19 protein-coding genes and 1 tRNA gene are annotated in these 18064 nt (G+C 70.0%); 13 read left to right on the top strand and 7 right to left on the bottom strand.

The features are described from left to right. Positions 1-278: 278 nt before the first annotated feature. The gene (locus ABD236_RS32740) at positions 279-758 is read right to left on the bottom strand and encodes a RidA family protein (RefSeq protein ID WP_344080546.1); all 480 of its coding nucleotides are present in this window, start codon (positions 756-758) and stop codon (positions 279-281) included. Beyond that, on the bottom strand, positions 755-916 hold the full coding sequence (sp36, locus tag ABD236_RS32735; protein ID WP_003975360.1) for a Sp36 family protein: 162 nt from the start codon (positions 914-916) through the stop codon (positions 755-757). The genes ABD236_RS32740 and sp36 overlap by 4 nt, the downstream gene beginning before the upstream one ends. 72 nt (positions 917-988) lie before the next feature. On the opposite strand from sp36, the gene bagA reads away from it, so the two are divergent. Together bagA and bagB are read left to right on the top strand one after the other, a co-directional pair. Then, the gene (gene bagA / locus ABD236_RS32730) at positions 989-1951 is read left to right on the top strand and encodes an ATPase BagA (protein WP_344080542.1); all 963 of its coding nucleotides are present in this window, start codon (positions 989-991) and stop codon (positions 1949-1951) included. Between the two features lie 2 nt (positions 1952-1953). Continuing rightward, complete coding sequence (bagB, locus tag ABD236_RS32725) at positions 1954-3267, top strand: ATPase BagB (RefSeq protein ID WP_344080995.1); 1314 nt, start codon at positions 1954-1956, stop codon at positions 3265-3267. 49 nt (positions 3268-3316) lie between these two features. Here bagB and ABD236_RS32720 read toward each other — a convergent pair whose 3' ends face one another. Next, the gene (locus tag ABD236_RS32720; RefSeq protein ID WP_344080539.1) at positions 3317-3682 is read right to left on the bottom strand and encodes a WhiB family transcriptional regulator; all 366 of its coding nucleotides are present in this window, start codon (positions 3680-3682) and stop codon (positions 3317-3319) included. Positions 3683-4077: 395 nt separating this feature from the next. Between ABD236_RS32720 and ABD236_RS32715 the strand changes: the two genes are divergently transcribed. Beyond that, complete coding sequence (locus tag ABD236_RS32715; RefSeq protein WP_344080536.1) at positions 4078-6357, top strand: transglycosylase domain-containing protein; 2280 nt, start codon at positions 4078-4080, stop codon at positions 6355-6357. 354 nt (positions 6358-6711) lie between these two features. On the opposite strand, the gene ABD236_RS32710 is transcribed toward ABD236_RS32715, so the two are convergent. After that, positions 6712-7176, bottom strand: a complete 465-nt coding sequence (locus tag ABD236_RS32710; RefSeq protein ID WP_344080534.1) for a GatB/YqeY domain-containing protein — start codon at positions 7174-7176, stop codon at positions 6712-6714. Positions 7177-7332: 156 nt separating this feature from the next. Between ABD236_RS32710 and ABD236_RS32705 the strand changes: the two genes are divergently transcribed. From ABD236_RS32705 to ABD236_RS32695, 3 genes are all read left to right on the top strand, one after another. Then, a complete protein-coding gene (locus tag ABD236_RS32705) occupies positions 7333-8271 on the top strand; it encodes a metallophosphoesterase (RefSeq protein WP_344080532.1) in 939 nt (312 codons plus the stop codon). A 180-nt stretch (positions 8272-8451) separates the two neighbouring features. Continuing rightward, positions 8452-8525 (top strand) — tRNA-Pro (locus tag ABD236_RS32700). 478 nt (positions 8526-9003) lie between these two features. Then, positions 9004-9579 carry a nucleotidyltransferase domain-containing protein gene (locus ABD236_RS32695; protein ID WP_344080992.1) on the top strand — a complete coding sequence of 192 codons (576 nt, stop codon included), beginning with the start codon at positions 9004-9006 and terminating at the stop codon, positions 9577-9579. Here ABD236_RS32695 and ABD236_RS32690 read toward each other — a convergent pair. The 3 genes from ABD236_RS32690 to ABD236_RS32680 are packed head-to-tail and all read right to left on the bottom strand — an operon-like array spanning position 9518 to position 12526. After that, positions 9518-10024, bottom strand: coding sequence for a PPC domain-containing DNA-binding protein (locus ABD236_RS32690; RefSeq protein WP_344080529.1), 507 nt, complete (start codon positions 10022-10024; stop codon positions 9518-9520). The genes ABD236_RS32695 and ABD236_RS32690 overlap by 62 nt on opposite strands. Before the next feature lie 27 nt (positions 10025-10051). Next, positions 10052-11056 (bottom strand): asparaginase, encoded by a 1005-nt coding sequence (locus ABD236_RS32685; protein WP_344080526.1) that lies wholly within the window; start codon positions 11054-11056, stop codon positions 10052-10054. A gap of 57 nt (positions 11057-11113) precedes the next feature. Then, positions 11114-12526 (bottom strand): helix-turn-helix domain-containing protein, encoded by a 1413-nt coding sequence (locus ABD236_RS32680; protein WP_344080523.1) that lies wholly within the window; start codon positions 12524-12526, stop codon positions 11114-11116. Positions 12527-12832: 306 nt separating this feature from the next. Between ABD236_RS32680 and ABD236_RS32675 the strand changes: the two genes are divergently transcribed. The 7 genes from ABD236_RS32675 to ABD236_RS32645 are packed head-to-tail and all read left to right on the top strand — an operon-like array spanning position 12833 to position 18054. Continuing rightward, entirely contained in the window at positions 12833-13594 is a 762-nt protein-coding gene (locus tag ABD236_RS32675) for a hypothetical protein (protein ID WP_344080520.1), read from the top strand. Then, positions 13591-14277, top strand: a complete 687-nt coding sequence (locus ABD236_RS32670) for a dTMP kinase (RefSeq protein ID WP_344080516.1) — start codon at positions 13591-13593, stop codon at positions 14275-14277. The genes ABD236_RS32675 and ABD236_RS32670 overlap by 4 nt, the downstream gene beginning before the upstream one ends. Next, positions 14270-15139: an isocitrate lyase/phosphoenolpyruvate mutase family protein gene (locus tag ABD236_RS32665; protein WP_344080513.1), complete on the top strand. Its 870-nt coding sequence runs from the start codon at positions 14270-14272 to the stop codon at positions 15137-15139. Before ABD236_RS32670 ends, ABD236_RS32665 begins: the two co-directional genes overlap by 8 nt. Continuing rightward, a complete protein-coding gene (locus ABD236_RS32660) occupies positions 15130-15600 on the top strand; it encodes an NUDIX domain-containing protein (protein ID WP_344080509.1) in 471 nt (156 codons plus the stop codon). Before ABD236_RS32665 ends, ABD236_RS32660 begins: the two co-directional genes overlap by 10 nt. A gap of 5 nt (positions 15601-15605) precedes the next feature. Beyond that, entirely contained in the window at positions 15606-16271 is a 666-nt protein-coding gene (locus tag ABD236_RS32655) for a TylF/MycF/NovP-related O-methyltransferase (RefSeq protein WP_344080506.1), read from the top strand. Continuing rightward, complete coding sequence (locus tag ABD236_RS32650) at positions 16268-17191, top strand: NAD(P)-dependent oxidoreductase (protein ID WP_344080503.1); 924 nt, start codon at positions 16268-16270, stop codon at positions 17189-17191. Before ABD236_RS32655 ends, ABD236_RS32650 begins: the two co-directional genes overlap by 4 nt. After that, entirely contained in the window at positions 17188-18054 is an 867-nt protein-coding gene (locus tag ABD236_RS32645) for a hypothetical protein (protein ID WP_344080500.1), read from the top strand. The genes ABD236_RS32650 and ABD236_RS32645 overlap by 4 nt, the downstream gene beginning before the upstream one ends. Positions 18055-18064: the final 10 nt, after the last annotated feature.

Here is an 18064-nt window from a genome sequence, read left to right as displayed (position 1 = left end):
CGGGCCGGTGGCCGCTTCTCGCGCAGTTCCCCGCGCCCCTAGGTAGTCGGCCGCAGCCGGAGAACCCAGCTCAGCCACAGGCCCGGCGAACCCAGCTCAGCCACCAGGCTTTTAGGGGCGCGGGGAACTGCGCGAGAAGAGGCCACGGCCCGCAGACGAAAGCGGGTTTCAGGGGCCCGCCGGGCCGCAGGCGAAAATCGGCCGTCCGCCAGAGGACCTTCGGGAAGGGGTGGGGTGGGGGGCCTCCGTCGGCACCCCACCCACCCGCAGACGAACCGCTACCCCACCAACTCCACCTGGATCTCCACCTCGACCGGCGCGTCCAGCGGAAGGACAGCGACGCCCACAGCGCTACGGGCATGCACACCCTTGTCACCCAGCACCGCCCCGAGCAACTCACTGGCCCCATTGATCACACCCGGCTGCCCCGTAAAGTCACTCGCCGACGCGACAAACCCGACGACCTTCACCACACGCGCGATCCGATCGAGATCACCCGCGACGGACTTCACCGCAGCCAGCGCGTTCAGCGCGCAGATCCGCGCCGCGTCCTTCGCCTCCTCGGCCGTGACCTCCGCCCCGACCTTCCCCGTCAGCGTCAGCTTGCCCTCGACCATCGGCAGCTGCCCGGCGGTGTACACGTACACACCCGACCGCACGGCCGGCTGGTACGCGGCCAGCGGCGGCACGACCTCCGGCAGCGTCAGGCCGAGCTCGGCCAGCTTCGCCTCGACGACACCCGCACCCGCCCCGCTCACGCCTGCTTCTCCCGCTTCAGGTACGCCACGAGCTGCTCGGGGTTGTTCGGCCCGGGAACGACCTGGACCAGCTCCCAGCCGTCCTCGCCCCAGGTGTCCAGAATCTGCTTGGTCGCGTGCACGAGAAGGGGCACGGTCGCGTATTCCCACTTGGTCATGGGGCCGACTGTAGCCGCTGGCGGGGGCAGCCTCATGCGTAGGCCGCCCGGGGACTGGTTAGGCTCGACGACGTGAGCAGGCTCCAGGTCGTCAGCGGCAAGGGCGGTACCGGCAAGACCACGGTCGCCGCAGCACTCGCGCTCGCCCTAGCGACGGAGGGCAAGCGCACGCTCCTCGTCGAGGTCGAGGGCAGACAGGGCATCGCGCAGCTCTTCGAGACGGAGGCCTTTCCGTACGAGGAGCGGAAGATCGCCGTGGCGCCCGGCGGCGGGGAGGTGCACGCGCTGGCGATCGACGCCGAGCGCGCCCTGCTCGACTACCTCCAGATGTTCTACAAGCTCGGCTCGGCGGGCCGTGCGCTCAAGAAGCTCGGCGCCATCGACTTCGCCACCACGATCGCCCCCGGCGTCCGCGACGTCCTGCTGACCGGCAAGGCGTGCGAGGCGGTGAGGCGTAAGGACAAGCAGGGGCGGTACGCGTACGACCATGTGGTCATGGACGCCCCGCCCACCGGGCGGATCACCCGCTTCCTCAACGTCAACGACGAGGTCGCCGGGCTCGCCAAGATCGGCCCGATACACAACCAGGCGCAGGCCGTGATGCGGGTGCTCAAGTCCCCGGAGACGGCCGTGCACCTGGTGACGCTCCTGGAGGAGATGCCGGTCCAGGAGACCGCCGACGGGATCGCCGAGCTGCGCGCCGCCGAACTGCCGACCGGCGCCGTCATCGTGAACATGGTCCGGCCGCACCTGCTGGACGAGGAGGCGGTCCGGGGGATCACCGGCGACCGGCGCAAGGAGGTCGCCAAGGCGCTCACCCGCGCCGGCGTCACCGGCTCCGCGAAGCTGGTCACCCCGCTGCTCCAGGAGGCCGCCGAGCACGCCGAGCGGGTGGAGCTGGAGCGCGAACAGCGGGCGGTGGTGGCCGGTTTGGGGGTCCCGGCGTACGAACTGCCGCTGATCGGTGAGGGAATGGACCTGGCCGGGCTCTACCGCCTGGCCGTACGGCTGCGAGGGCTCGGGGTGGGGCAGTGACCATGGACGCGGCGGCGGCGCTCGACATCGACCCCCTGCTGGACGACCCGAAGACGCGGATCGTGGTGTGCTGCGGCTCCGGCGGGGTGGGCAAGACCACGACGGCCGCGGCGCTGGGGCTGCGGGCCGCCGAGCGCGGCCGCAAGGTGGTCGTGCTGACCATCGACCCGGCCCGCCGACTCGCCCAGTCGATGGGCATCGACTCGCTGGACAACACCCCGCGCCGGGTCAAGGACGTCGAGGGCGACGGCGAGCTGCACGCCATGATGCTCGACATGAAACGGACCTTCGACGAGATCGTCGAGGCGCACGCGGACCCCGAGCGCTCCCGGGCGATCCTCTCGAACCCCTTCTACCAGTCCCTGTCGGCCGGCTTCGCGGGCACGCAGGAGTACATGGCGATGGAGAAGCTGGGCCAGCTGCGGGCCCGCGACGAGTGGGACCTGATCGTCGTGGACACCCCGCCGTCGCGCTCGGCGCTGGACTTCCTGGACGCGCCCAAGCGGCTGGGCTCGTTCCTGGACGGCAAGTTCATCCGGATGCTGATGGCGCCCGCGAAGATGGGCGGCCGGGCCGGGATGAAGTTCCTCAACGTCGGCATGTCGATGATGACGGGCACGCTCGGCAAGCTCCTCGGCGGCCAGCTGCTGCGGGATGTGCAGACCTTCGTGGCCGCGATGGACACCATGTTCGGCGGCTTCCGCACCCGCGCCGACGCCACCTACCGGCTCCTCCAGGCCCCCGGCACCGCCTTCCTCGTGGTCGCCGTGCCCGAGCGGGACGCGCTGCGCGAGGCCGCGTACTTCGTGGAGCGCCTCGCGGCGGACTCCATGCCGCTCGCCGGTCTCGTACTGAACCGGGTGCACGGCAGCGGCGCGGCCCGGCTGTCGGCCGAGCGGTCGCTCGCGGCGGCGGAGCACCTGGAGGAGGGCCACCAGGAAGAACAGCCCCCGGAAGAGGGACCCGGGGAAAATCTTGTCGACGGCGGCATTGTCGATCAGAGGTACGGGAAGGCTGAGGATCGTGGCACCGGTGGTTCCTCTCCCGAAGCTCCCTCTCCCACCGGTCCCGGGGACGGCAGTCCCGAGGACGGCGTGTCGGTCGACCGGCTGACCGCCGGTCTGCTGCGTCTGCACGCCGAGCGGATGCAGGTGCTCGCCCGCGAACAGCGCACCCGTGACCGCTTCACCGCGCTCCACCCCGAAGTCCCGGTGGCCGAAGTGGCCGCCCTGCCCGGCGACGTACACGATCTCGCCGGGCTCCGGGCCATCGGGGAACGGCTCGCGGCCCAGGAAGAGTCGGCCGGAGCTCTCTGATGTCGTCGGACGCGTCGGCCTCTGGGCCCGCGCGTCGTACGCGTACGGCCTACCCCACGGCCGCGTAGCTCTCGTCCACGGCGTGCCGGTAGACGTACGCCTCCTCGTCGTCCACGCCCACGGGCAGGATGCCCGTGCTGCGCTCGTACTCCGTACGCGCCGTCTCCAGCAGTCGGCGCCAGGACGTGACGGTGGGCCGGCGGCGCAGCAGTGCGCGGCGCTCCCGTTCCGTCATTCCGCCCCACACGCCGAATTCGACGCGGTTGTCCAGTGCGTCCGCGAGGCACTCGGTCCGCACCGGACATCCGGTGCACACCGCCTTCGCCCTGTTCTGAGCCGCACCCTGTACGAACAGTTCGTCCGGATCGGTAGTGCGGCAGGCTGCCTGCGCACTCCAGTCGGTTACCCAGCCCATGCCGGCGCCGTCCTCTCCCGAATCGAGGCTCCCCCACGGCGGCAGAGGCATATTCACCGCTGCCAGTTGAGGACGTTACGGAAGGTGGGCACAGCGCAACACCCCCTTCGGGCCCAATCTTGAATGGCCCGAACGGACTATGCGTACGCGGCAGATCACCCAACGGAGTGAGCCGGGGACAAACGTCAGAAACCCGACCAATCGGGACGTTCCAGTTGAGCCACAACGGACGCCTGATGACGCATGAGGCGTAAACGGACGGCGAATCCGGACAGCCGCCCTCTTGCGAGCGCCAAACATGAACTTGATGCACAACCGCACTGCTGTGACAGTTGAGAGCAGCTTAGGCCAGAGCATTGACCCGTGTCCGGCGAATCAGAACGTAGGCTGCCCCCATGGCAAAGAAGCGCTCGGGCGGTGGTCTGACCGGGACCCAGCAGGCCGCCAAGTTCGTCGGGGTGAGTGTGCTCTGCGGAGCGGTGCTCGCGGGCATCGCGCTGCCGGCGTTCGGCGCGCTGGGGCTCGCGGCGAAGGGCACGGTCGAGGGGTTCGACGAGATCCCCGCCAATCTGAAGACGCCACCGCTGAGTCAGCGCACCACGATCCTGGACTCCAAGGGCGGCCAGATCGCCACGGTGTACTCGCGCGACCGCACGGTGGTCCCGCTGGCGAACATCTCGCCGTACATGCAGAAGGCGATCGTCGCGATCGAGGACGCGCGGTTCTACGAGCACGGCGCGATCGACCTCAAGGGCGTGCTGCGCGCGCTCAACAAGAACGCCACCTCGGGCGGGGTCGCCCAGGGCGCTTCGACCCTCACCCAGCAGTACGTGAAGAACGTCTTCGTGGAGGAGGCCGGCGACGACCCCGACAAGGTCGCCGAGGCCACCCAGCAGACCCTCGGCCGCAAGGTCAAGGAGCTGAAGTACGCGATCCAGGTCGAGGAGGAGCTCGGCAAGAAGAAGATCCTGGAGAACTACCTCAACATCACGTTCTTCGGGCAGCAGGCGTACGGCGTCGAGGCCGCCGCCAAGCGCTACTTCTCCAAGCCCGCCAAGGACCTGAAGCTGGAGGAGGCCGCCATGCTGGCGGGCATCGTCCAGTCGCCGAGCCGGTACGACCCGGTCAACGACGCCACCGAGGCGAAGAAGCGCCGTGACGTGGTGCTCCAGCGGATGGCCGACAAGAAGGACGTCTCGCAGGCCGAGGCGGACCGCGCCAAGGCCGCGCCCATCAAGCTGAAGGTCTCCAAGCCGAAGAACGGCTGCATCACGGCCGTCAGCGGCGCGGGCTTCTTCTGCGACTACGTACGCGAGGTCTTCCTCTCCGACCCGGTCTTCGGCAAGACCAAGGAGGAGCGGGCCAAGCTCTGGAACCAGGGCGGTCTGACGGTCCGTACGACCCTGGACCCGCAGTCCCAGCAGTCCACCCAGGCCTCCATCAAGGAGCACGTCTACCAGTCGGACAAGGTCGCCACCGCCGTCACCCTGGTCCAGCCCGGCACCGGCAAGATCATGGCGATGGGCCAGTCACGGCCGTACGGCTTCGGCAACCACGAGACGCAGATCAACTTCTCGGTCAACAAGCAGATGGGCGGCTCGAACTACGGCTTCCCGGTCGGCTCGACCTTCAAGCCGTTCCTGGCCGCCTCGGCGATCGAGGGGGGCAAGCCGCCGACGCAGCAGTACTCCTCGCCGTACGAGATGCCCTACCCGGCGTCCATCCCGACCTGCTCCGGCAAGCCGTGGCAGAACCTCGGGAACGAGAGCCTGGAGAACGAGAACGAGTCGGAGCACGGGCCGTACGCGCTGAAGGAGGCGATGGCCAAGTCCGTCAACACGTACTTCGTGCAGATGATCGGTGACATCGGCCTCTGCCCGGTGTCGCAGATGACGGACAAGCTGAACGTGCTCCAGGGCAACGGCGCCAAGCTGCCGATGGTGCCCTCGGCGCTCACCCTCGGCTCCACCGGCATCTCGCCGCTGACGATGGCCAGCGCCTACGCGGCCTTCGCCAACCGCGGCACCTACTGCACGCCGGTCGCGATCGAGTCCATCAAGAAGGCGGACGGCAAGTCGCTGCCGGTCCCGCAGACCAAGTGCTCGCAGGCGATGTCGCAGAACACCGCGGACAGCGTCAACACACTGCTGCGCGGTGTGATCGACTCCGGTACGGGCGCCCAGGCGGGCCTGTCGGACCGCGACAACGCGGGCAAGACCGGTACCACCGACCAGCGCAAGAACGCCTGGTTCGTCGGCTACACGCCGAACATGTCGGGCGCGGTGTGGGTCGGCAGCCCGGCGCAGAACGTCGAGATGGAGAACATCACGATCGGCGGCGAGTACCGGGACAAGGTGTACGGCGGCCAGGTCCCCGGACCGATCTGGAAGGACGCCATGACCGGCGCCCTCGCCGGCCTGCCGGCCCCCGGCTTCACCACGGTCGACATCCCCGACCCCCAGCAGCCGAAGGAGCCGCCGGCGGGCGACGCGGGTGACGGGGGCGACAACGCCAAGGGGAAGGGCAAGGGCAAGGGCGGCAAGAAGCACCGCCCCGGCGGCGACAACAAGCCGGGCGGCGGCATCACGGTGCCGCCGAACCCCGGCATCTCCATCCCGCCGGGGGCGATCGGTGGGGGCGGGGGCGGGGACACGATCGGGGGGATCTGGCCGTAGGGACCCCGGACCCCAGGGGATACGCGCCGAAGGGGCGCCCGGTAATCCGGGCGCCCCTTCGACGTACGTACAGCTGGGACTCGGAGGGCGCGTCCTCATGGGGCCCGGGGGGCCGCGGCGCCGAGCCGGTCGCGTGAGGATCAGGGATCGGCTGGCTGAGCGGCGCAGCTCGTGGGCTCAGCCGACTGGGCGGGCCGTGGGCCCAGCTCCCTGGGCTGGTCGTGGACCCAGCTCACCGGGCTGGTCGTGGGCCCAGCCGACTGGCGGGCCGTGTACCCAGCTCACCGGGCTGGTCGTGAGCTCAGCCGACTCGGCGGGGCATGGGCTCAGCCGGCTACGCCGGTCTACTGTGACTCAGCCCGCCAGCTGGCTCTTCACGGCCGCCGACACCCGGCCGCCGTCGGCAAGGCCGGCCACCTTCGGCTTCACGATCTTCATCACCGCGCCCATGGCCTTCGGCCCCTCGGCGCCCGCGGCCTTCGCCTCCGCCACGGCCTCCGCGACGATCACATTGAGCTCGTCGTCGGTGAGCTGCTTGGGGAGGTACGCGTCGAGGATCTCGCCCTCGGCGCGCTCCTTGGCCGCCGACTCGGTCCGACCGCCCTGGTCGAACGCCTCGGCCGCCTCACGCCGCTTCTTCGCCTCCTTGGCGATCACCGTCAGCACCTCCTCGTCGGAGAGCTCGCGCGCGCTCTTGCCCGCGACCTCCTCCTTGGCGATGGCGGTGAGGGTGAGTCGCAGCGTGGACGAGCGGAGCTCGTCGCGCGCCTTCATGGCGGTGGTGAGGTCGTCCTTGAGCGTGGCCTTGAGCGTGGTCATGCGCCCAGTGTGGCAGGTGGCGCCCCCGGGGCGCGTGCCAGTTTCGCGCCGGGAGCGCGGAGCCGGGCGTACGCGGGGCGCGGCCCGGGGCGTACGGCGAGCCCGCGAGCAACCCGCGAAGACCGTAGGCGTCCGTACGTCTGCGACGATGGGCGGATGCGCGCGCGATACGGGATTCCCTTGAAGACAACGGCGGCTCTGACGGCGATCGGCGCGGCCGGCGTCGCGTACGCGGCGGGCATCGAAGCCCGTTCCTTCCGCCTTCGACGGGTGACCGTACCGGTGCTGCCGAGCGGGGCGCGGCCCCTGCGCGTCCTCCAGGTCTCGGACATCCACATGGTGAGCGGCCAGCGCAAGAAGCGGGCGTGGCTCCAGTCGCTGGCGGGCCTGCGCCCGGACTTCGTGGTGAACACGGGCGACAACCTGTCGGACACGGAGGGCGTGCCGGAGGTGCTGGACGCGCTGGGCCCGCTGATGGAGTTCCCGGGTGTGTACGTCTTCGGCTCGAACGACTACTACGGCCCGAGGCTGCGCAACCCGGCCCGCTACCTCCTGGAGAAGGTCCAGGGCAAGCACGGCCTGAACGGCAACCCGCCGGCGGTCGGCGTCGTCCACAACCCGTGGGAGGAGCTGCGCGACGCGTTCGACGCGGCGGGCTGGGTCGGGCTCAGCAACACCCGGGGCCGGCTGAAGCTGGACGGCATGGAGCTGGCGTTCACGGGCCTGGACGACCCGCACATCAAGCGGGACCGGTACGCGATGGTGGAGGGCGGCCCGGAGGCGGACGCGGACCTCTCGATCGCGGTGGTCCACGCCCCTTACCTGCGCGCCCTGGACGCCTTCACGGCCGACGGCTACCCCCTGGTCCTGGCCGGCCACACGCACGGCGGCCAGCTGTGCGTCCCCTTCTACGGGGCCCTGGTCACCAACTGCGACCTGGACACGGACCGGGTGAAGGGCCTGTCCACCCACGAGTCCGGCGGCCACCGCTCCTACCTGCACGTCTCAGCGGGCTGCGGCACGAACCGCTACACCCCGGTCCGCTTCGCCTGCCCCCCGGAGGCGACGCTCCTGACCCTTACGCCCCGGGCCTGACGGGGCCGGGACGGGTGGCCGTGCCGGGCCGGAGGACGCCGCTCTCCCGCCCTTGACCGCGCCAGGACCGTGGCCTCCGAGCATGCGGGAGCACCCCACTCCCCCCACCCCGAAACCGGATTTCGTCTCCGGCCGCCGGTGGGCTAAAGTAAACGACGTCGCCGAGACAGCGGGCGACATCGGGGTGTAGCGCAGCTTGGCAGCGCGCTTCGTTCGGGACGAAGAGGTCGTGGGTTCAAATCCCGCCACCCCGACAGTGAAGTACCAGGTCAGGCCCGGTTCTGAGAGATCAGAACCGGGCCTGCTTTGCTTCGTCACCCCATTTTGTGTCCAGTCGAGCGTGGACGGGGGCATGAAGGGATGAGCGCCAGAGAGGTCCTCGACTGGGATGACGACGTGTGGGTGGCTTCCCCCGGGACCTGGCTTGGTCACGGCAGCACGGCAGCTACCGTCGAAGGCGGTACGAGCGCCCAGTGTCGTGTTTTCATTGCAAGCGCGCTCGAACCGGGAAGCTGTGGCTCGGGCCGCCGGGCATCGACCGCCTCAAGTCACAGCTCAACCATGGCCGCGTGCTCCCCGGACGTTCCTGCGTGTTTACGAGCGCGTGCGCCCGGGGGTGACCCGCCGCCGTCGGCCCGCTTTCAGCTACGGGTTCCAGAACCTCGTAACTGCGAGGATGGACGGGTGAATGCCGACGAATTGGGGCGCTGGGCACCTGAGCGCCCAAAAGACATGGCTGACCTTTTCGCCAAGGCGGTCTTCCCATGGTGGATCGCCGGCGGGTACGCGATCGAACTCGCGGTCGGTCGTGAGCTGCGCCCGCACGGCGACCTCGACGTCCTGATCCTCCGCCGCGACCAAGCCCTCCTACGTGATCTGCTGGCTGGCTGGGATCTGTTCGTAGCTGATCCGCCTGGTCTGGGGCGATTGCGTCCGTGGCATTCCGGGGAAGTTCTTCAGCCGCCCCTCCACGACATCTGGTGTCGGCGTACACCGGAGGCACCCTGGTCGGTGCAGCTCATGCTGGACGAGTCTGAGGGCTCCGAGTGGGTCTCGCGGCGCACCCCGCAGATCCGGCTTCCCATCGAGCGGGTGGGGCACACGAGCGCAAGCGGCATTCCCTATCTCGCACCTGAGGTGCAGCTCTTCTATAAGGCGAAGGCGACGCGGGAAAAGGACGAGACCGACTTCGAGGCGGCTCTGCCACTGCTGGAGGAGGGACAACGCGTCTGGTTGGCGGAGGCAATCAAAGTGATCGCGCCGGACCACCCCTGGCGACGGCGGCTTCTTGCAGTCCGCCGAACGTGAGAAGCGGTACGTCGTAGAGGTCAGGGTCCCGGGGCCGGGTCATCGTGGGCGACGTGACCTCCACGATCAGCAGTTCGCTGAGGAACTGGACCTTGGCGCTGAGGAGGTGGCTGGTCCTGCCGTCGGCCGACTGGGCCTTCAGACCGGCGGAAACGTGGATGTGCGGGAGTATTCCGCCGGTGGCGGGGTCATGGGCGAGGGTGCCGGCGCCGAACGCCTCGACGTTGGTGACGTACGTCTTCGCCCAGACCGGTGCGTCCGGGTCCGCGAGCTTCTCGCAAGCACCCACGATCTCAGCCTCCGCGAAGGCTCCGATGAACGAGGGGATATAGCCCTGCCGGACGCCGTTGCCCCGGCAGAAGGCGGACAGCGCCTCGAAAAAGTCCTCCCCGTGGTCGAAGGTGACGCCGAAGGTACGGCCTACGGTCAGCTCGTGAGCACGCATGTGCGGTGTCTCCTGAATGAGGTGGGATCAACGGGCGGAGGCGGTGGTGAAGGTCTCGCGAACCGTCGCTCCGTCGGCGCCCTGGGCGAGCAAAGCGTGCAGGAGGAGCCGCGCCTGGTACGGGCCGAGGTCTCCGGCGCTGATGAGCCCACGGCCGAGGAGGTCCTTCTCAGAGCCGGGAAAGCCGTACGTGTCGGACAGGACGGGGCCGTTGCCGATGCGGGAGGCGAGGACCACGGGGATACGGGACGCGAGCTTGGTAAGCCCTTCGACAAGACGCTCCGGGACGTGGCCGACACCAAAGGCCGCGACCACGAGTCCGTCGCAGTTGCCGTCCCACAGGTCGAGCAGGGTGCCGTCGTCGCCGAGGGTGACGGTGTAGAGACCGACGCGCGCCTCACGGTCTGGGGCGCCGACAAGCGGTCCGCGGGACGGCAAGCCGCCGCCCACCATCAACACCCGGTTCTCCGCGATCCGCGCGATCGGGCCGCTTGCTGGTGAGGTGAAGGCGGCGGGGCTGGTGGTGTGGGACTTGCGGACGGTCCGGGCGGAGTGGACCTCGTCGCCGAGTACGACGAGGCAGCCGACTCCGCTGAGTCCAGGGTCGGCGGCGGCCAGCACGGCGGCGTAAAGGTTGGCCGGGCCGTCGGCGCCGGGCAGGGTGGGGTTGCGCATCGCGCCGGTGACGACGACCGGCTGTTCGTGACCGTTGCAGAGGTCGAGGAGGAAGGCGGTCTCCTCGATGGTGTCGGTGCCCTGCGTGATGACGACGCCGTTGACCTCTCCGGTCTCCAGCTCCGCCGCGATCTCGGCCGACAGTGCGGTGAGGTCTTCGAAGGTCAGGGAAGCGCCGGGCAGACGTCGGAAGTTCCGCACCTTGAGACCGATGCCACTCGTGGCCAACGCGGGTACCGCAGCGAGGAGTTCGTGGGCCGAAAGCGCCGGTACGACGCCTCCGGTGATGGGATCCGTGGTCATGGCGATCGTGCCGCCGAGGGAGAAGACCGCCACGTTCCTGACCGACTCCGTCATTCTCCTGCTCCCTGTCCGGACGCCGACGAGCGCTGGCTCACGAGTGGTTCAAGCAGGCTATCGGGTCGGCGCCGTCCGGGTACGCGGAATGATCACCATCTGCTCGGCCACGAACCGGCAGGCGGCCTCCAGCCCCTCGAGACCGAGCAACCGGCTGCGGGGCCTGGCAAGTCGATCCGTACGGGCCGCCGACAACTGTGCGCACCGGCGACCAAGCCAAGAGGCGTCGAGGCCGAGGTACTCCGCCGTTGCCGCCAGGCGCTGCCCTGCCTGCCCGGCAGCCGTGGCCGAGTGCTGGCTGACGTGGCCCGTCACATCGGCGAACGTCCGCAGGGCTTCCGGCCGCGCGGTGACCGCGAGGCGAGACGCCCCCTCGGTCCGTACCCATGAGGCGATAACGGCCCGGCGCCCGTGGGACAGCGCGAAGCCGTCGGTGTGAGCGAAGCCTCCGTCGTCGGTCACCCAGGTGCAGATGCCGAAGGATTCCATGAGCGCGATGGCGAGGAAGAGCAGGACGCGCTCGTACGCGGGCGAGGAGGCGACAGCAGTCTCGGGGACGCAGAACCCCCGGCCGCTGGTGCTGCCTGGACTCCCGGGTGCCATTCGTTCCAGGTAGCGGTATTTGTGCCGGAAGAACAGCCACGTGGCAGCCTCTTCCCCGCACTGTTCCCTGGTCCAGAAGACGGGCGCGTCACCCAGGTGGTCTCGGTGGCCCAGGATGTACCGGGCTGCGGTCTCCGAGCCGATCAGCATCCGGGAGACTTCGGTCAGGTCCTGGTCGGAGGCGGCTGATGAGCCTGGGGAAATGGTGAGCGACGCCAGCGATGTGTGCAGGGCTTGGTCGTCGCCGAGAAGTGCCGCCTCGAAGCCGGACACGGCCCAGAGGATGCCGTAGGTCAGATCGTCCAGTTCGTACGCGGCGGGGATGTCAACCGGGGTGGAGGCGATAGCGCGGACGCCGCTCGACCGGGCGTCGGTGACGAACTGCCGGACCGCCCCGTCCACCGTGCGGTTCGCGACGACGAGCGCGCGCATCGGCATGGCGCGCCAGGCATCCAGCTCCGGACGGGGGTCGAGCCTCAGGCCGTCCCCGAGGAAGGAGGCCGCGGGAAGGGACAACACAGGAAGCGCCGTCGTCGGGACGGCCCGGCCGACGGGCAACAGAAGCTGGCCCGGCCCTTCGGGCAGTGCCGCGTAGCCAAGGGCTCTAGTGTCCGCCGTTCCTGGTCGGCCCGTGGGGTCCGGGATGTGCGGATCGGCCGTGGGCAGGAGCCCGAGCAGTTCCTCCGGGACTCCCAGCGCATCGGTCCACTGGACGAACTGGCGTCGGTCGCGGATCTGTTTGAGCCCGCGTTCCAGTCTGCTGACCTCGGCCTGATCGATGTTGACCATCCGCGCCACGCCGGCTTGGGAAAGGCCCGTGTGCTTCCTGAACAGCTTGACGACAGGGCCGAGTTCCCATGCGGCCACGGCTCGCCGAACCGTCGGATCCCACCAGAAGGCCGGGTCAGCCCGTCGGGCGGCTGGCCCGTCCTGGCACGAGGCGCATCGTGTACCGGCATTGAAGCGACTGAGAAGGGCACCGCAACGCGTACATCGCCGCTGTCCGCTGTCGACCATGGCCGGCATTCTCCCTCGCTCCGTGATCACTCGGGCACGTTCCGCTGATGGGGCTCATAAACACTCATAGGCGTGGGCCTTCGTGGCGGCCATCGTGGTGGAGCACCGCCGACCGGAGCCGCGCGCCGCGACTCCCCGGACGTGAGGATCCGACCTGTGACCTCCTTGACCCTGCCACCCCGGCCCCCAGGTTCGCCGCCGCTCACCCATGCCTGGCAGGCGCTGGCGGACGGGCTGCTGACCCAGCGGCTCCATCTTCATCTCGACGAATGGCGGGCTGCTGTCGCCGAGGAGAAGGCGCTGCCGGACGTGCCGGGCGCCGATGTCTCCGTGCTGGCCCGACGCCCGTCGCCGCTGCCGGCAAGCGACGAGTCCGCGATGGCGCTGCTGGGGGACGCCGGGCTCGGCTTCTGGTGGGAGCTGCCCCAGCGGCACGGAGCGGAGCCGCGGGACCAGCGCGGGGAACTTCACCGCGCCGCCGACACCGCTGCCCAGAATCTCCTCGTCGAGGAGTCCGGGGCGTCCTGGTCCGACGCTGTGATCGCCGTCAGTGGCGCCGCCGCGTGGTGGGTGGGCTTCTTCGCGGTCATCCGCCACCGCGGTGTGCACCACCTCACGCTGGAGCCGCACCCAAGCCCGGTCCATGAGCAGGCCCTGGGCACCGCCGTGAGGGTCGTGGCCCACGGCATGGCCACGCGGGTGCTGGAGACGGCGCTGCGCGACTCCGCCGTCGACCCGGCCCTCCGCGCCGCGTACTGCCGGGCCATCGAGGCCGGCATCTGCGGCGAGCCCGAGCTGCCCCGCCTCATCGACGAGTTGGCGGAGCTGCGGCTGGTGGACCTGGTATCCACCACCGCCCGCTGGCGGGGCCGCTTCACCAAGTACGTCGGCGGCACAGGGGCGGGGCAGGTCGAATGAACCACCGCTATCCGTTCATCGTCATCGAGGGGCTCGACGGCACCGGCAAGACGACGCTGCGCAAGGGCCTGTTCCGGCTCTGGGAGGGGCTCTACGACGTCACCCCGCTGTGCCTGCTCACCACCAACTTCCTCGCCGCCGACCAGGCCGCCGCCATCGTCACCGGCAAGTACCAGCCGAACGCCAGGAACCGTGACGCCTACCTGTCCGCAATCGCGTCGGACAAGAGGGCCACGCTGGATCGCCTCGTGCTCCCCCAGCGACTGTCCCGGCCCGTGATCGCGGATCGCTGGCTGCTCAGCGAGCTGGCCTTCTTCGCCGTGAAGCACGGCATGAGGGCGTCGGAGACGTACGAGACGCTGGCCGCGCACCTCACCGTGGCCCCCGATCTCACGCTCGTCCTGGACCTGGAGACCGACGCCTCGATGAGCCGGGCGCAGGCCCGACAGGGAGACGCCGTCCGAGCCGACTGGGACGTGCACGACGTCCAGAGCAGGGTTCGCGAGACCTACGAGGCCGTGGTCACGAAGCCCGACCAGTTCCCGCTTCTCGGCGACGTGGTCCGCCTGGATGCAAGCCGCCCCCGGTCCGAGGTGCTGCTCGCCGCCTGGGACGTACTGCGCGATCGACAGCTGGTACCGCCCATCGCCGCCCAAGCGGCAGGAGGAGAGACCCATGACTGACGGCCCGAAGGCGAGGCGTCTGCGCGAGGCCCTCGACGACAGCGAGCGGAAGCACCCTCTCCTGGCGATCGGTGCGGTGAACGCGCTCGCCGCGCACGTCGCGGCGGAGGCCGGCTTCGACGCCCTGTGGGTGAGCGGTCTGGAGGTGTCCGCTGCCTCCGGGCTACCGGACGCCAACGTTCTGGGCCCCCGGGACCTGTCCGACGTGGTCGCCTCGCTCGGCCGCGTCACCGAGCTGCCTGTCATCGTGGACATCGACAACGCGGGCGGCTCGGGGCGCACGGCGGAGCGGTTCGCGTACGACCTGCTGCGCGCCGGAGCCGCGGCAGTGTGTGTCGAGGACAGCGCGTACCCCAAGTGCAACAGCTTCGCGGCCCACCGTGCCCAGAGCCTCGCCGACCGGGACCTGCTGTGCGAGCAGGTGGGGCGCATACGGAAGACCGCCGGTGACGGCCTCGTGGTCGTGGCCCGCACCGAGGCCCTGATCGCCGGCGAGGACATGACCACGGCGATCGCCCGCGCCGAGGCGTACGCCGACGCCGGAGCGGATGCGATCCTCATCCACTCCAAGGACGCGACAGGTGATCAGGCGCGGGCCATCGGACGCGCGTGGAACCACGGCGTACCGCCGGTCAGCGTGCCCACGGCGTTCCCCGACCTGAGCGCCGCCGAGCTCGGCGAGGCCGGCTTCCGCCTCTGCATCTACGCGAACCAGCTCAGCCGTGCCGCCCTCGCGGGTATGCGCACCGCCGCTCGTCAGTTCCAGCGCGGAGGGAGCTTCCGCTCCACCGTCGCGGGGTCCCTCGCGGAGGTCGGCGACCTGATGCGCGTCGGCGAACCGGAGGCGCTGTCGTGCCTCTGACGCCCGAACTGCCTCGGATCAGCGTCTCCGTGAAGGCGGCGATCGTGCGTGAGGGTGCCGTCCTGCTCCTGCCGTACGACGACGAGGCTGGGTTCCACTACAACCTCCCCGGCGGCAAGGCGCAGGTCGGCGAGGACCTGCGCCAGGCCGTGAACCGCAAGGTCGCGCAGGAGACCGGCCTGCAGGTCGTGGCCCGGCGTCTGCTGTGCGTCGTCGAGTACGTCCCCGAAGCGTGGCAGGGCGAGTTCGGGGACGTACAGAAGGTCCAGTTCAACTTCCTCGCCGAGCAGGTGGACGACGCCGAGCCGCGCATGCCGGAACCGCCGGACCCCATCCAGGTGGGTTTCGAGTGGGTTCCGCTGGAACGTCTGGACGACGTGTACCTGCTGCCCCGGATCAACCGCCCGCTGTCGGCGGCGTTGAGCGGGAGGCTCGCCGACCCTTTCGTGGACAGGTGGTGACCCTCATGGATCCGACGTTGAAGGATCTGCGGGAGTGGCTGCTGCGGGAGCACTCCGGGACGGTCTGTGCCGACCGACTCAGCGTGATCGTCGGCGAGCTCGCCGACATGACCGCACGCGGTCTGCCGGGAGCCGTGGTGGAACTCGGCTGCTACAGAGGTGCGATGGCCCTCTGGATCCGTAGCGTGCTCGACTCGCTGGGCGACCACGACCGCGAGATCCACGTCTACGACTCCTTCCAGGGCATGCCCGCGCCCGGCGCCGAGGACTCGGACCACCTGGCGGCGGGCGAGCTCCGGTCGTCCCCGGACGACGTGCGCGCCACCCACGCGGTCTGGGGCAGACCGGCGCCAGCTATCCATCCGGGGTGGTTCGACGAGACCCTCCCCAAGGAGCTGCCCGACGAGATCGCGTTCGCCTACCTGGACGGCGACTTCTACGACTCGACCCTCACGGGACTCACGCACTGCGTCACCCACCTGGTGCCGACGGGTGTGTTGCTCGTCGACGACTACGCGGACACGGCGGTCAATCCACGAGCCTGGGACGGGCTGCCCGGGGTGAAGCGCGCCTGCGACGCGTACTTCGGCGCGCCGTCGCCCGTGACCGTCGTCGCGGGCGAGGGTGATCTGGCCTTCGGCCGGTACGAGAAGCCGAGGTCCCTCGGATGAGCGCAGTCCTCGTGGTGCGCGGGGCGGCGGATGCGGGTGCGATCCGCCGCGCGCTGCCGGACGTCCTCGTACACGATCTACTGGACCTGAACTGGCCTCTGCCAGCCGACACGGTCGTGGTCGTGCTGCGCTCCGGTGTCCGACTCGGCGAGCGGGAGCTCGACGCACTTCCTGGCCTGCGGCACGTCGTACGGACCGGCTCCGGCATCGACCACATCGACGTGAGCGCACTCCAACGCCGTGCGATCACGCTGCACCGCAACGCCGAGGCCGGGGCGGCCGCCGTGGGCGAGTGGGTCCTCGCCGCTGCTCTCGCCCTGGCCCGGCGGATCCCCCTGGGGCAGCACGCACTCATGCTCGGCCGCCACGAGAAAGAGGAGTGCATGGGTGTCTCACTCGGCACCCTGGCCGCGGGTGTCTGGGGCGCGGGTCCGGTGGGGCTGGCCGCCGGCCGGGCCCTCGCTTCACATGTAGCACGCACGGCCTACGCGGCATGGCCGTCGAATCCCCCCGGCCTGCGGGAGGTGTCGCAGGCGGCGCTCATGGAGCAGTCGCAGGTGCACGTGGTCGCCCTGCCGCTGCGTGCCACGACCCGGCAGTTCATCGGCGAGGAATTCCTGGCACGCGTCGCTCCGCGGCAGCCCCTACTGATCTGCGCCGGGCGGCTGGAGACCCTCGATATCGCCGCCTGTCTGCGGGCCTTGGCGGACGGCGGACTCTCGGGCCTCGCACTCGACCCGGTCGAGCGGAAGCACCTGCCGCTCCTCACCCGCTCCACGGTGCCGCTCAACCTCTTGGCATCGCCCCACATCGGCGCTCAGCGGTCCGACGTGCGCGGCGCGCTCGACCGATGGGCCGTCGATCTCCTCAGGGAGATCACCGCCGACGACGAGATCCTCATCGAAGGAGGCCAGAGGTGAACTCATCAGCACAGCTGCGCCGGGAGATCGCTGACGGAGTCGCCCGGGAGCTGCTCGTCTCCGGCGTGGCTCGTGAGGTCTGGCTGGAGGGCGCGCTCGCCTGCGGCTTCGCCCACGCGGCCAGTGATATCGACCTGCGCGGCATTGTGGACGGCGACCTTTCGGCGTGGGAGTCGCGCATCGTGGACGGCGTCCGTGTCGACCTCCAGGCGGTGGCGCCGCAGCAAGCGGAGGAACTCCGTCATCTGCTCCGCTCCTTCGACGTCTGCCGCGACAACCTCGGATCGTTCCGCCGAGTACGCGCCTCGATGCACGACCTCATGTGTCTGCGCACCGCTCTCTCGTACGGGTCCGGACGCTGGGACCCGGTGCTCGATCCCAGGGAGCGCCAGGGGTACCGCCGCTGGGCGGTCGCCGACCAGGCGGAGGTCGCGGCGAGTCTCGCCGAGGACCTGACGGGCCTCGTCGAGGACGGCCTGGCCGAACCCGCCCGCGTTGTGTGCCGGAAGCTGGAGACCTGCCTCACCGCGCTCGAGTGCGCGGCGGCTGGTCATCCGGTCCTGGGCGACAAGTGGCTGCCGCTGCTTGCCGGCGCTCCGTCCGGTCCGCCGATCGAGCCGGCCCACACAGAGAAGTGGGAGTGGTTCCGCCCCGTTCAACGACACGTGGCCAGAGCGCTCCTGGGCTGCTGGCCCGTCGACGACCCGCTGCAGAAACCTCCCAACCTGGTCGCGCCTGACTCCGGCTGGCTACCGCAGCGATACGCCGACGGGTGGTTCCTTCGCCGCGGCGACGTCCACATCCCCATCACCGGCGGACAGCTTCTCGGGTGGCTGTCCACAGTCTCCACCGATGGCGCATAGACCGCGCCTT

The organism is Streptomyces crystallinus, assembly GCF_039521265.1.
Lineage (GTDB): Bacteria > Actinomycetota > Actinomycetes > Streptomycetales > Streptomycetaceae > Streptomyces > Streptomyces crystallinus.
This window is presented reverse-complemented; position numbering and strand designations above follow the sequence as displayed.